This is a genomic window from Bacillus sp. Medicinal_06, assembly GCF_056711665.1.
This window is the reverse complement of record NZ_JBWYHD010000002.1, coordinates 533,122-546,508: the sequence shown is the minus strand read 5'-3', so window position 1 is coordinate 546,508 and position 13,387 is coordinate 533,122. Positions and strand designations below refer to the sequence as shown.

General features: G+C 35.0%; 16 protein-coding genes and 1 pseudogene. 9 read left to right on the top strand and 8 right to left on the bottom strand.

The features are described from left to right. Positions 1–37: 37 nt before the first annotated feature. Complete coding sequence (gene rpmG, locus AC1M36_RS06410) at positions 38–187, bottom strand: 50S ribosomal protein L33 (RefSeq protein ID WP_001265619.1); 150 nt, start codon at positions 185–187, stop codon at positions 38–40. 424 nt (positions 188–611) lie between these two features. On the opposite strand from rpmG, the gene AC1M36_RS06405 reads away from it, so the two are divergent. Next, positions 612–1,262, top strand: coding sequence for a GTP pyrophosphokinase (locus tag AC1M36_RS06405; protein ID WP_336450163.1), 651 nt, complete (start codon positions 612–614; stop codon positions 1,260–1,262). 27 nt (positions 1,263–1,289) lie between these two features. Here AC1M36_RS06405 and AC1M36_RS06400 read toward each other — a convergent pair whose 3' ends face one another. Together AC1M36_RS06400 and AC1M36_RS06395 are read right to left on the bottom strand one after the other, a co-directional pair. Further along, positions 1,290–1,754, bottom strand: a complete 465-nt coding sequence (locus tag AC1M36_RS06400) for a Cif family virulence factor (RefSeq protein ID WP_336450164.1) — start codon at positions 1,752–1,754, stop codon at positions 1,290–1,292. Positions 1,755–1,810: 56 nt separating this feature from the next. Next, on the bottom strand, positions 1,811–3,196 hold the full coding sequence (locus AC1M36_RS06395) for an alkaline phosphatase (protein ID WP_431613263.1): 1,386 nt from the start codon (positions 3,194–3,196) through the stop codon (positions 1,811–1,813). Positions 3,197–3,488: 292 nt separating this feature from the next. Here AC1M36_RS06395 and AC1M36_RS06390 point away from each other — a divergent pair, with 292 nt between their 5' ends. Further along, positions 3,489–4,328, top strand: a complete 840-nt coding sequence (locus tag AC1M36_RS06390) for a GNAT family N-acetyltransferase (protein ID WP_336450166.1) — start codon at positions 3,489–3,491, stop codon at positions 4,326–4,328. Between the two features lie 15 nt (positions 4,329–4,343). Next, positions 4,344–5,225, top strand: a complete 882-nt coding sequence (locus tag AC1M36_RS06385; protein ID WP_336450167.1) for an alpha/beta fold hydrolase — start codon at positions 4,344–4,346, stop codon at positions 5,223–5,225. Positions 5,226–5,266: 41 nt separating this feature from the next. Here AC1M36_RS06385 and AC1M36_RS06380 read toward each other — a convergent pair whose 3' ends face one another. From AC1M36_RS06380 to AC1M36_RS06370, 3 genes are all read right to left on the bottom strand, one after another. Next, positions 5,267–5,767, bottom strand: a complete 501-nt coding sequence (locus AC1M36_RS06380; protein ID WP_336450168.1) for a DoxX family protein — start codon at positions 5,765–5,767, stop codon at positions 5,267–5,269. A 261-nt stretch (positions 5,768–6,028) separates the two neighbouring features. Further along, a complete protein-coding gene (locus AC1M36_RS06375) occupies positions 6,029–6,577 on the bottom strand; it encodes a delta-aminolevulinic acid dehydratase (RefSeq protein WP_479845660.1) in 549 nt (182 codons plus the stop codon). Beyond that, entirely contained in the window at positions 6,578–7,153 is a 576-nt protein-coding gene (locus AC1M36_RS06370) for a histidine phosphatase family protein (protein ID WP_336450170.1), read from the bottom strand. A gap of 202 nt (positions 7,154–7,355) precedes the next feature. Here AC1M36_RS06370 and AC1M36_RS06365 point away from each other — a divergent pair, with 202 nt between their 5' ends. From AC1M36_RS06365 to AC1M36_RS06355, 3 genes are all read left to right on the top strand, one after another. After that, positions 7,356–7,694: a phosphoglycerate mutase gene (locus tag AC1M36_RS06365; protein ID WP_336450171.1), complete on the top strand. Its 339-nt coding sequence runs from the start codon at positions 7,356–7,358 to the stop codon at positions 7,692–7,694. Between the two features lie 26 nt (positions 7,695–7,720). After that, the gene (locus tag AC1M36_RS06360) at positions 7,721–8,122 is read left to right on the top strand and encodes a hypothetical protein (protein ID WP_336450172.1); all 402 of its coding nucleotides are present in this window, start codon (positions 7,721–7,723) and stop codon (positions 8,120–8,122) included. Positions 8,123–8,195: 73 nt separating this feature from the next. Then, positions 8,196–8,318 (top strand): DUF4023 domain-containing protein, encoded by a 123-nt coding sequence (locus tag AC1M36_RS06355; RefSeq protein ID WP_003200562.1) that lies wholly within the window; start codon positions 8,196–8,198, stop codon positions 8,316–8,318. Between the two features lie 54 nt (positions 8,319–8,372). Here the strand turns inward: AC1M36_RS06355 and AC1M36_RS06350 are convergent, their stop codons facing one another. Further along, positions 8,373–9,560, bottom strand: coding sequence for a TolB family protein (locus AC1M36_RS06350; protein ID WP_420792323.1), 1,188 nt, complete (start codon positions 9,558–9,560; stop codon positions 8,373–8,375). A 406-nt stretch (positions 9,561–9,966) separates the two neighbouring features. On the opposite strand from AC1M36_RS06350, the pseudogene AC1M36_RS06345 reads away from it, so the two are divergent. The 3 genes and pseudogenes from AC1M36_RS06345 to AC1M36_RS06335 form a co-directional block, all read left to right on the top strand. Continuing rightward, positions 9,967–10,224: pseudogene (locus tag AC1M36_RS06345) on the top strand (Ig-like domain-containing protein); the annotation flags it as partial. A 226-nt stretch (positions 10,225–10,450) separates the two neighbouring features. Continuing rightward, positions 10,451–12,208 (top strand): aromatic amino acid hydroxylase, encoded by a 1,758-nt coding sequence (locus tag AC1M36_RS06340; protein WP_336450174.1) that lies wholly within the window; start codon positions 10,451–10,453, stop codon positions 12,206–12,208. Further along, positions 12,189–12,500 carry a 4a-hydroxytetrahydrobiopterin dehydratase gene (locus AC1M36_RS06335; RefSeq protein ID WP_277818426.1) on the top strand — a complete coding sequence of 104 codons (312 nt, stop codon included), beginning with the start codon at positions 12,189–12,191 and terminating at the stop codon, positions 12,498–12,500. Before AC1M36_RS06340 ends, AC1M36_RS06335 begins: the two co-directional genes overlap by 20 nt. Positions 12,501–12,516: 16 nt before the next feature. Here AC1M36_RS06335 and AC1M36_RS06330 read toward each other — a convergent pair whose 3' ends face one another. Then, positions 12,517–13,374: a VOC family protein gene (locus AC1M36_RS06330; RefSeq protein WP_336450175.1), complete on the bottom strand. Its 858-nt coding sequence runs from the start codon at positions 13,372–13,374 to the stop codon at positions 12,517–12,519. Between the last annotated feature and the right edge of the window lie 13 nt (positions 13,375–13,387).

Below are 13,387 nucleotides of genomic sequence, written 5' to 3'. Positions count from 1 at the left end.
GATCCCAAGCAAAAACAGCTAGATTTCTCTAGCTGCTTTACTTCGTTTCACGATGCAACGTCACTCGCTTTAATCGTGGACAATATTTTTTTAGTTCAATACGTTCCGGATTATTTCGTTTATTCTTCTTCGTAATATAATTACGATCACCGCATTCTGTACAAGCTAATGTAATGTTTACACGCATATGTAAGCCTCCTTTTCTTCAAAGATCACAAATAAAACGTAATGATTACGATTTATATATTAAACGCTATTATTTCTTTTGTCAATTGTGCAATTAAAAATATATTCCCCACTCCATTCAAAAGAAGTTTATCCTATATTAATGGCCGTAGTAGCACATTTTTTTACAATCATTCTAAAAAGACAAAAAACTGAAACAATTAGTTCATACGAAATTCACATCAATCTATTACTATTAGAATTGTACATAATCAATTTACTAACAATCTAATTTATTGATATATGAAAACCCTTTAGAAAGGAGTTAGCAAAATGAAAGCCAAATACCGTTTTATGATCTCATCATTTGCAGCATGTGCTTATATGATTTGGTATTTAGTATAATAATCAACCTTATTTGCAAATATGAAAAGGTGTGTATATAGATGGAATATAACCAATCAACCGTTAACTATTGGAAAGCATTTGTATTACCTTATACATTCGCTTTAGAAGAATTACGGACCAAATTCGAAATTATGAACCGGGAAGCTCAATTTCTAGAGGACTATAACCCGTTTGAACATATAAAAACAAGATTAAAACAACCTGAAAGCATTATTAAAAAACTAGAACGTAAAAATTTAGCACCAACCATTGCAAATGCGCAAACACATTTGCAAGATATTATCGGTATCCGAATCACATGTTGCTTTGTAGAAGATATTTATCACTTAAAACAAGTCATTGAAAAACGTGATGATATGGAAATTGTAGAAATAAAGGACTACATCGCTAATCCAAAGCAAAACGGCTATAAAAGTTTGCATATGATTATTAAATATCCACTAGCATTGAATTCTGGTACAAAAGAAGTATTTGCAGAAATTCAATTACGAACACTCGCAATGGACTTTTGGGCAAGTTTAGAGCATAAACTCTATTATAAATATGAAGGGAATATTCCTGATTACTTGAAAGATGAACTTCATGATGCTGCCATGAAAGCTGAAGATCTTGATAATAAAATGGCAACTATTCGCCAAGATATCGATGAAATTGAAGCATGTTCAAGTCAAATTTTACTACCATTATAAAAAGGTTCCCCTCGTACGGGAACCTTTTTATTTCTTTTCTATCGTTCGGACTTCTTCAATTTTCCAATGCTCATCTTCTTTTCCAAGTGCATATTGCACCTTTTTCTGAAGAGCGCTTCCACTATCTATCTCTTTTTCTTCTGTTTCCACAATAACAAAATTACTTTTTGAACCTTTGATTTGAACCTGATTCAACTCAATTTTCTTACTTTCTTTTTGAAACGCAGCTTCCTTTTGTGTACGTAAATCCTCAGCACCAACAATTTTGTCCGAAAACAGAGCCATATGTTGATTAAAATCCTTTTCATTTGTTGTTTGAACAAACGCCTCAATCACATTTTGAACTTCTTTTTCATCTTCCGGTGTTATTTGTATCTTTGGTTCCTGTTTCACCGTGGTCTCTTTTTTCTGTGTTTCTTGATGAGATTGGCATCCTATTAACAATAATCCAACTATAAGGACAAATCCTATTTTCTTAGTGAAATTTTGCATTCCATCTTCCTCCCAAAAAGAAAAAGCAAGGTGAAATACCTCACTTTACTCTATAACTATTGTCTGCCTTTATTAGGGTCACCGCCACCAACAATATCGAAAACACGTTTTGCTAAATTGGTATTTTCTTGAACGCCAGAGAATAGATATTTACCTGGTCCGAATGCATATACGTTCACATCTTCACCAGTATGTCCACCTGTTGTCCAACCTGTAAATGAACGTTTATTGAAGATTTCTTCAATTGCATTATCAATTTTCGTTACATCTTTTGATGGTGCAATATCATTTACAGATTTGATTTCTTCTGGTGTTAATTGTAAATCAATATATTTTTTCAACGTTTCTTCTACATTTGCACCTTTTGCAATTTCATTTGCCATAAAGTCTGGTGTACGTTTCGCAGCTTTAATTGCATTTGCATTAAAGTTATATTCACCGTTTGCACCAAGAGAGAATCCACCAGTAGAATGGTCAGCTGTTGCAATAACTAATGTATGTTTATCTTTTTTTGCAAATTCAATCGCTGCTTTAAATGCTTTTTCAAAGTCTTCCATTTCACTCATAGCACCAACAACATCATTATCATGCCCAGCCCAGTCAATTTGACTACCTTCTACCATTAAGAAGAAACCTTTATCGTTTTTGTTTAAACGATTGATTGCCGCATTTGTCATTTCTTCTAACGAAGGTGTTTTTTCATTACGATCAATCATTTTATCTAAACCACCTGGTGCAAATAAACCAAGAATTTGATCATTTTTATCATTTAATAATTGCTCACGATCTGTTACATAACTAAACCCTGATTTCTTAAATTCTTCTGTAAGGTTACGATCTTTTCTTACAAAGTTATTTACACCGCCGCCGAGAAGAACATCTACTTTATGTTTCCCATTAATTTTCTCATCAAAGTAATCATTTGCAATTGCATCCATATTTTTACGGCTAACATCATGTGCACCGAAAGCAGCTGGTGTTGCATGTGTAATTTCAGAAGTTGCAACTAAACCTGTTGATTTCCCTCGTTCTTTCGCTTGTTCGAGCACGGTTTTGACTTCCGTCTTGTCATTATCAACCGCAATTGCCGAATTATATGTTTTAACCCCTGCTGACATCGCTGTTGCCGCAGAAGCTGAATCTGTAATATTTTGATGTTCATCTTCCGCATACGTTTTTTGCGTTCCAACAAGATGCTTATCAAATTCTGTTGACTCCATTTCAAACGTTTTCGGATTGTCTTTCATATAACGATGAGCAGTTATATATGAAGGTCCCATACCATCCCCAATTAACACAATTACGTTCTTAATTTTCGCGTTATTTTCCTTCCCGTCCGCTTTAATCACATCCGAACGTGTAATATTCCACGTTGCAACCGAAGTAAGTGCTAACGATGTAACTACTGCAAATGGCCATGCCTTCTTCATAAACTTTTTCACTTGTCATGTCCCCCTAATAGGTTATTAAGTTCCCAACACCCAATTTAAAGGAAGACTATTAAGGAAAAGTTAGCTCTATGTAAATATTTTGTTAAGTTATGTAAATTTCCGTTATGATTTGTATATCTTTGTCTTATATTATCGAGCTTTATCACCTTTACAAAACAGAAAAAAACTCGTGTAGATTTTTCAAAACTTTAAATTATTACTTTATATTCTCTCTATTTATAACTGAATATTTATTTTTTCATGATAAAATATTTCTACTAAATTAAAAGTGTGGTGATTCAATATGCAAATACACAAACTAAATGAATCTAATATTTCACAGCTCATTTCTCTTTGCGAAGCTATTGGATGGTTACAACCTAAATCGTTTATGCAAAAACAATTTGAAATGTACCTATCGATCGGAAGCTTATTTGGCTATACACATAACGAAAAACTAATTGCTACTGGCGGAGTGTTCCCTTCCGAATCTGGATTTTCTTCTATCGGTATGCTAATGGTTCACCCCAATTTCCAAAAACAAGGAATCGGTCGTACCCTACTCAATATTGGTGTGCAACAAGCACCACCTTCTCTTCCTGTTATGCTCATTGCAACCGATGCTGGCGTACCTTTGTACCAAACATATGGATTCACGACAATTACAACAATCCATCGCTTTGAAAAATTTGTTATCAATCCATCTATGAATTCCCCTTATTTGAAGAAAATTAGACAATATGATCTTCAATCGCTCATTAATCTTGATCAAACCGTAACAGGAGCACGTCGCCCAAGGCTCTATTCCATATTAATAGATAGGGCAACACTCGGGTTTAAAATGGAAAGAAAACACAAGATAGAATCTTTTGCATTATGTATACAAAAAGGAGCTACACTTTGCATTACCCCTCTTATCGCTAAGCATGAGGAAGACGCAATTCAATTATTACAGTCTATTTGCACAAGCTGGAATGGAACAATCCGTATTGATGTTCCACACTCACAATTTACATTTCGAGCATACATGGAATCGCAGGGATTTCAAGAAACACTTATTTCACCGCTTATGATAAAAAACGGAAGCCATCTACCTGGAAATCGCGACCATTTATTTGCTATGATGGATGCAGCGTTATGTTAGAAAGGGGACACCTATTTGAAACGACTAAAATATGGTATGGTTGGTTGCCTTGCTCTCACATTATTAGTAAGTTGCAACGCTACCGAAAAACCAGTAGAAAAAGTGAAACAAGTAAAAAATACAATTGCAACAAAACTAAGTACAGATGAAAAAATGGTTGAAATAGACGGACAAACTATTTATTTCAAACAAATTGGGGATAAAAAACCACCTTTACTCATGCTTCATGGGTTTGGCGGATCTTCCAATGGTTTTAGCGATATTTATTCAGACTTAGCAAAAGATCATACAATCATCTCTGTTGATATTTTAGGCTTTGGTCATTCATCCAAACCGATGGATTTTTATTATTCTTTTCCAAATCACGCCAACCTTTACTATAAGTTAATGAAAAAATTAGGCTATGATACATTTGCAGTACTTGGTCACTCCATGGGAGGAGAAATTTCTCTTAATTTAACATATCTATATCCAGCTGCAGTTACTCATCTCATTTTAACTGATGCTACAGGCGCTATATCATTAACGAATAAAAACGCTTCCCCTAAACCCCAGTTATCAAATGATTTACATACTGTTTCTTCTATTACAGATTATGATGAAAGCAAAGTGAAATTTAAGCGCGATGATACGGAGCATTATAACCAAATGAAAATGTGGCCTAGACGTCTTCGTATTAATGCTAGTGAAATTAAACTTCCAACTTTAATTATTTGGGGGAGAAATGACAGTAGTGTGTCATGGAAAGAAGGCGAGTCTTATCATCAATTTTTAAAAAACAGCACCTTCCATATTATAGAAAAAGGGTATCACGCACCCTTCCGCCAAGAACCGAAAGAATTTATGAGCTATGTAAAAGAATTCTTTGACAAGCACCCAATCGAAACAACAAAGTAACAAAAACGGGTATCTCACCTTTGAGATACCCGTTTCATATATTAAGCAGCTTGCTTCTGCCCTTTTTGAGTTTTTGAGCCTAATAGTTTAGGTACAACCCAGCCATCAAGTCCAATTTTTCCAGCATTCATGCCAGCAACTAAAACGAACATAGATAAAATAACCATTTGTGGATTTACACCTAGAGACCCACTAAACATATAGGAAAAGTTCATTACAAGGCCAAAAAAGACAGCTGTTTTTGTTAAACAACCTACAATTAAACCAATTCCAACTAGAATTTCTCCCCATGTTACAAGTGTGTTGAATAGATCCACATTCGGAATTGCAAAGTCTTGTAAAAATGATGCCCACCAAGACTGCACCGCTGGTTGTGCTCCTTTTGATTTTTCAATAGCCCCTTGTAAGTATCCCGTTGCGTCAAACCCTTTTCCCTGTAGTTTACCGATTCCAGCCATTAGCCATGTGTATCCAAGATAAACACGGATAACCGCTAACACAAAAGAAACTGCTTTGTTCTCTCTTAAAAATTGAATAGCCATATCTTCCTCCTAAAGATGTAATTAAGTTGGTTACAGGTATTATCATAACATTAGTTACTTATTTTTAAAATGTTAATTATGAATAATTTGTGAAATTTTCATTTCATGTCAAAAACTAATATTTATATAGTTACTTTGTTTCCCTGTAAAAACTTGAAAATATCATAACATAATTGATAATGATTTTCATTAAGAAAGTGTGAAAGAATTGTGTGGTAAATGTGAAACGTATTTATCCTATATTCGGATAAACACGTTTTATTATTTATATAATTCAAATGTAAGTGTCTCGTTATCTAATGATTTTGCAACTTGAAATGCATCATCTATTGTTTTTTGATGATTGATAACCTCATAAAATATGCGTATTGTCAACATAAGTGCCGCATTTCCATCCACATAATCGGTTGAACCTATATAAGTTTTTACACCACTATTTAAAAATGCTTCTACAAGTTTTGGATCACCTAAAGTACAGCCGTTATTGATAATATATTTATTATGCAATTTTGCATATTGTTTAATTTCAGTTACACCAAAGTTTCCTCTCGGTTCATCTTTCTCATAGACATCTTCTCCTAATTCTTCTATTACAAATTCCCCTTCTTCACCATGAAAGCAAAAAATAATATAATCTATATCTTCATACAAACTTTTCCCTGAAAGAACATCCATCAAATCCCGAGGTCGACCAATCCAATATGTAATAACTCTTGCTCCAAAATACCCAAGCGTCGCTCGCAGCGATTGTGCTTCTAAATCTGAATTATCGCCAACTACTAACGCAATATTCAAACAAAAAACCTCCATTCATAAGTTTATTTCATACACACCTGTTTCTTCTAAAAAATCCTCTCTTGTTAATCTCTGCTTTTGTAAATATTGTCTATATGCTGTAATTGTTCCATCATGGGAAACGATGCAGATCCTTTCAGCCTTTAATGTATAACACCAATTGATAAATTCATCTGCTCTATTCTGAAATTCCTTATCTGAAATCGTATTTATCCCCTGATTACATAACATATCGTTTGTACTTTCTCTTAAAGAAAAACTAGGAAATAACTCTTGAATTACCTTTGTATCTAACAACCTGTCACATGGTAATGTTCTTGCTCCTTCACGATAAGGAAAAATACGAGGAGAAATATATGGATGAGTTATTTTACGGCAAATTACTTGCGAGCTCCATATTGCTGCAGTTTGTAATGTGCGAAATGTGGGGCTTGCTATTAATACATCATTTTCTGTTAGTGGTAAACTACTTCGAAGTAACAACGCTTGTTTTTCACCTTCTGTTGTCAAAGGAGGATTTTCTATTTGCAAACTTTTTGGTAAATCTTTTGTATGTGTACCCTCACCATGTCTTATAAATATAAGTTTCATAGTTTCAATCCTCCCATAAAAAATGAAAATATATGATTTTTTTTGCTATTGCTTTTGCATAGTCTCTAATCTTCTACATCTCCTCCCTAATTCCTTCCAGATATCCTGTAAAAAAGTTTTGACATATCAATTTGAAATTATTATGGTGATTTATGTAAAATACTTTTTACAGTTTTATCTTTAAAGAGGGAACTTACAAATTATGAATTGGGTAATTTATTTTATCGGTATGATAATATGGGGATACATAAATGGTTTCTTTACAAGCGATAAAAATTCCGCACCTTGGATGAAAAATGATGAGCGTGAAAAAGAAATTAAATATAAAGCGATTGTAGCGAGTTGGTCAGGCGTGTTTCTGTTTTGCATCATTAGTCTCTTCAATAAATTATTAGGTTTAGAGGGAGGACAAAAATCACCTTACTTGCCAGATCCTTTCGTAAAAATTTTACAAGAGAATGTAGAATTACAAATTTTACCTATTCTCTTCCTAATGTATGGAATTTATTATTTATATTACCGAAGAAAAATGAGTGCTTGAACAAACGAAAAGTAGAGTGATACAAAATGAAGTCTTTCTTACTCGATTTATCTGAAATTCAACCCAGTCAATTATTTTTAAATGAAGTGAAAATCATACCATTACAGCAATCCTTTTCAGCCTTGCAAACAGTGACAAATTCACCATTACCCGTTAAGCAATTAGACGATAAAAATATCTTTACTGACGGTCATACTCGTGCATATATGTATTGGTTAGCTAATATAAAACAAATTCCTGTTTATTGGGACGAAGATCCTTTGCATTACGAACTGTACAAATTATGTGTAGAATGGTGTACTGCAAAGCACATTTTTCACATTGGGCATTTACATACACGTATTTTATCAGTTTCCCGATACGAATTAGCATGGATTCAAAAATGTATGCAAGCCGAAAAAACTATACAAAATCATACAACCTTTTAACTTTCAGCTTATGATTCCTTCCTAAATGGATATAGTAAAAGAGATACAACGAAACCTACAGGAGGATTCATCAATGAGTAACTCAAATGATTTTTTAGACACAATACACGAAAAACAAGCGAAAGACGAGCAAAACAGAAAACGTCAAGGGAATGGAAACCCTGGAAAAAAGAAACCAAATAAAACGCACAAATAATCGGTACACATTCTAAATAAAGCCACCTAAAAAGTATATTTTAGGTGGCTTTGTTTAATCCTCTTTTACGGAAATAACATCCTCCCAATTCCACTTTTCATAATATGGCTGGGGAACATCTATATTTTCAATCCACTTCTTCACTTTTGATCCATCCCCATTCGCCAACCACATATCTGCCTTTTTACGATTAGAGCGCACCCATGTCAGTTGATTTTCACTTTTTATATAAACTGGATTGTAATCTCCATATTTTTTTGGAGGAGTTGTAATTTGACGTTGCCGATTTGTTTGAATATTTACTTGGTATAAAGAAGGTAATGATCTTTTTTCTTCTTCGTTTTCCCACTCCATTTCTCTTGCTCTTGAAAGTGTAATAACTTCATTACTATGCCATGTAAAATCCCAATCGACATATCCTTTCGGAGTAAATTTTTCTTGTTGAAGAGCAGGTAATTCCTTTACTTTTAAATGTTTATTTTCTAACGCAAATCTTCCACTTCCTTCAATATAGGCTAATATATTTTTCGATGGCGCCCATTGTATCCACCCACTGTTTAATAACATTTGATTTACCTTTTTAAAATGACTTCCATTCGCTTTCAAAAGACAAAGCGTATTACTATCTGCTGACCACGAAGCAGTTGGTACAGCTAAAAAAGCAATCCACTTTTGATTTGGAGACCATTTGAAATCACTTGCAACATAAGCTAAGAAATCCTCCTGCATACTCGGTAATGAATACAGATGCTTCATTTTATTTGGATTCATTCCAGCATCCTTTTGTACTTCGTATAGTTGCGCTCCTGTCCAGCCCGTCGGAAGCAACTGAGCCTCAGATGAAACAAGAAATCTCTTTCCATCCGGATACCATGCATAGTCCCCCACACCTGATGATACATTTTCAAACGTTGCATCCTTCTTTTCTACATCGAATGTATTTAATGTACCTGTAAATTCAAATGCAATTATATTTTTTACCGGCGACCATTGATAATTCGTTGCTTCTGTCTGAGACGGAACAACTTTTTTTCCATCCGTGACGCGGTACAATTCAAGCCGATTTTGTTCTTCTCCTTTTCCGTATGCAATCCATTTTCCATCGTATGACCATTTAGGTTTTGTTATGTACTCTCCTTTTGTTATTTGTTTTTCTTTTCCATCGATTTTTATCCAAAGATTATGGTTACGAATGAAAGCAACTTGAACCGCTCTACTCTCTGCACTACTAACTGATATCATAAGAAAAAATAGAATTACAGCTATAGAGCAACTAGCCATCATTTTTTTCACGATGTAATCTCACCTCTTTTCCTTTTTCATAGCATCCCTCACATTTAGTCTGCTATATACAAAATCCCTAAAAACTCAACAAAACAACCTATATTTTCACATTTTTCATAACAAAAAACTATAAAAACATTTATAATTTTCAGATGACTTTGTGGTATTATGTCAAATTTATGATGTAGCCAACATTCATGTTGTTTTGCACAAATCAATACGAGAGGATTATCGATACATTTTGAGAGGGTTGGCACATTTTATTAGGGAGAGTTTCAATGAAAAAAACTACATCTGCATTACTAAGTATGGCACTCGTTTTTTCCAGCTTTGGCGCATTGAGTACACATGCTGAAACGCTGCAAAAGGAAAAGTCGACGATATATTACTAGATTGGATGACAGAGTCAGGCTGGATTGCTCCTGGGCTTCCTGTTACAATGCAGTATGAAATCAATGGAAATGGAACATGGGAACTTGCATTTGTGAACGCTTGGGAAAAGAACTTTGGCATTTATTTTGACCGCGCTCAATTACAGCAAGGAAAAAATACAATTCACATTGTGGCAACGGATGCTGCTGGAAATAAATCAGAATTAAATGTTGATTTAGAAGTAAAGTAACTGAAAAGAAAGAAAATTCCCACTTACAAATAAGGTGGTACCGTTATTTTTTCGCCCTTATCGAGCTTTTCGATGAGGGCTTTTTCTATTTCTCACGAAAACAAATGTTAAATAATTCCGAATCTTATGATAAAATTTTATAAGCGCTTACAAATTTTGAAAGGGGGGTGATATACACAAAAGTAACCGTAACAGTTTTTGCAGATAAAAAAGGAGGATGTATCTAATGACAAAGAAAACAGAAATTCCATCACATTTAAAACCATTTGTATCTACGCAGCATTACGATCAGTACACACCAGTTAATCACGCTGTGTGGCGTTACATTATGAGACAAAACCATAACTTTTTAAAAGATGTTGCTCATCCAGCCTATGTGAACGGACTTCAATCATCCGGTATTAATATAGATGCAATTCCAAAGGTGGAAGAAATGAATGAGTGCTTAGCACCGAGCGGTTGGGGAGCTGTAACGATTGATGGACTAATTCCTGGTGTAGCATTCTTTGATTTCCAAGGTTATGGTTTATTACCAATCGCAACAGATATTCGTAAAGTGGAAAACATTGAATATACACCAGCGCCTGATATTGTTCATGAAGCAGCTGGACATGCACCGATTTTACTTGACCCTACATATGCAAAGTATGTAAAACGATTTGGACAAATTGGAGCAAAAGCATTTTCAACGAAAGAAGAGCATGATGCTTTTGAAGCTGTACGCACATTAACAATTGTAAAAGAAAGTCCAACCTCTACACCAGAAGAAGTTGTAGCGGCTGAAAAAGCAGTTGTCGAAAAGCAAAAACTTGTTTCTGGTTTATCAGAAGCAGAACAAATTTCTCGTCTTTTCTGGTGGACAGTCGAGTACGGTTTAATTGGAGATGTAGACAACCCTAAAATCTACGGAGCTGGCCTGCTTTCTTCTGTTGGTGAAAGTAAGTATTGCTTAACAGACGCCGTAGAAAAAGTTCCATTCTCAATTGAAGCTTGCACAAAAACAACATATGATGTTACAAAAATGCAGCCTCAGCTATTTGTATGCGATTCATTTGAAGAGTTAACAGAAGCACTTGAGAAATTTTCTGAAACAATGGCTTTCAAAACCGGTGGTGCAGAAGGATTAGAAAAAGCAATTCGTTCTGAAAACAACGCAACTGCTGAGCTAAGTAGTGGATTACAAATTACAGGTACATTTGCGGAGATGATTCAAAATGATGTTGGTGAAGTCATTTACATGAAAACAAATACACCGACAGCATTAGCGCTAAACAATAAACAATTGCAGGGGCATTCTACAGCTGTACATCAAGATGGCTTTGGTACGCCAGTTGGTTTATTGGAAGGCAATATCTCACTCGAAGATCGCACTGATGAGGAGTTACAATCACTAGGCATTATCATCGGTAATCGTGCGGAACTATCCTTTGCCAGCGGTGTTCATGTAAAAGGAACAGTAAAGGATATTGTGAAAAACAATGAGAGAATCGCTCTTATTTCATTTACAGATTGCACAGTGGTTTACAAAGATCGTCTATTATTTGATGCTTCATGGGGAGCGTTTGACATGGCAGTTGGGGCAAAAATCTCTTCTGTATTCCCAGGCGCAGCAGATGCAGCTGCATTCTTCCCGGTAGATGAGGAAGTAGAAGAAACATCAGCACCACTTACATTAACAGAGCTTGATCGTATGTATCAAACAGTTCGTGACATTCGAAATGAAGGCGTGTTACAAGATTCACACGTAGAGCAATTAGGAGCCATTCAAGAGGTACTAAATAAGTTCTATACAAAGGAATGGTTACTTCGTCTTGAAATTTTAGAATTACTTTTAGAGCATAACAAAGGACACCAAGCATCTACCGCATTACTAGAGCAGCTCTCTACCTTTACAGAAAACGAATCTGTACAGCGCTTGATTAACAATGGTCTTGCCCTACTCCCAATAAAGGATGTGAAAAAGAATGCAACGCCTAACAGATGAAGAAGTACAAGAAGAATTAACAAAGTTAGATAAATGGACAGTGAAAGATGAAAAATGGATTGAAAGAAAATATATGTTTTCCGACTACTTAAAGGGTGTCGAATTTGTCTCTGAAGCCGCCAAACTATCAGAAGAACATAATCATCATCCATTTATCCTTATTCAGTATAAAGCAGTCATTATTACTTTGTCATCATGGAACGCAAAAGGTTTAACTAAACTTGATTTTGAGCTCGCGAGACAGTTTAATGAGCTTTTTTTACAAAATGAAAAAGCAATTATAAGAAAGTAAAAAAGAGAAGCCTTGATTAGGCTTCTCTTTTTGTAATGAAGTGAATACAGTGACCAAACGGATCTTCTACTTGCAATATTCCATCTTTGTACGTCGCAACCGTGCCAATATATTTTAAGCTTTCACATACTTTCTCTTTTTCTTTTTCATCTGCTAGTACAATTGTGAAATATTTCAAGCCGACAGAATTTGGCATTTGGGGCGGCACACCTTCACCTTGCCATGTATTTAAACCAACATGATGATGATAACCACCTGCTGAAACAAATAATGCACCGTTTCGAGCTGGAATCGTCACTTCAAATCCAAGCCCATCTACATAAAAGCGTTTTGCTTCTTCTAAATCAGCAACATGTAAATGGATATGTCCCATTACTGTTCCGCTTGGAAATCCATTCCACTCATTTCCTTGTTGTAATAATCCTTCACCATCTAATGGGTTACTAACAAACGGAAGCTCTCCCTTTTCATCGCGCCATACTTCTCTTTGACGATCTTGATAAATTTCGATTCCATTTCCATCTGGGTCAGCTAAATAAATCGCTTCGCTAAAGTAATGATCTGCCCCACCGTGTAACGGATATACTTTCTTCACAAGGTGACGAAGAACATTTGCCAAATCTTGTCTACTTGGTAGTAAGATTGCAAAGTGATATAAACCAGTGCGACTTCTTTGTTTTGGAAGAGCATTTTCTTTCTCCTCTATTATAAGAAGTGGTTCATTACTTTCATTGCCAAGTGTAGCAATCTTCTCTTCTTCTTTTATCACTTTCAGTCGTAATACATCCGTATAAAATGCTATAGACTGTTGTAAGTTCGATACATATAAATGAACCGCACCGAGTGTTGTATTGGGATGAAGTTGAAAGCTCATATTGTTATGCCCC